Source organism: Kitasatospora sp. NPDC058243, assembly GCF_042882025.1.
Classification (GTDB): Bacteria; Actinomycetota; Actinomycetes; order Streptomycetales; family Streptomycetaceae; genus Kitasatospora.
In genome coordinates this window covers 1,050-1,397 of record NZ_JBHVWW010000164.1, presented here as the reverse complement: position 1 = coordinate 1,397, position 348 = coordinate 1,050, and the positions used below count along the sequence as shown (strand labels likewise).

Annotated in this window: 1 protein-coding gene; it reads right to left on the bottom strand. The window is 65.8% G+C overall.

Features of this window, described 5'->3' with window-relative positions; all coding sequences use genetic code 11:
- Positions 1 to 28: 28 nt before the first annotated feature.
- On the bottom strand, positions 29 to 348 hold a 320-nt coding region (locus tag ACFVX9_RS39815), incomplete at its 5' end, for a DUF3048 C-terminal domain-containing protein (RefSeq protein ID WP_387987202.1).

Sequence of the window (348 nt, the reverse complement as noted above, 5' to 3'; positions counted from 1 at the left end):
TCGGAGGGGCTTTTCTGCTTTGTGCAGTTCAGCGGGGGACGAGGAGGACCCAGACCTGTCCTCTGGCGAACGTCATCGGCTTTCCGCCGGGGGTGCGGTAGGCGGTGGGTCCGTCGGCTTTCTCTCTGCTCCACACGGCCTCGTACACCTTTCCGTCACGCAGGACCCGGGCTTTCCCGGAACCCACGGTCTCCGTGTAGGGGGAGACGCTCCCCTGCCCGTCCGCGAACTTCGAGGAACGCACCCTCACCCTCTGCACGACGACGGTGGGAACCGTGATGCGGCTGCCGTCGGAAAATGCAGGCTTCCCGTCCATGCTGACCCGCCGACAGGCTTCCTCTACCGACC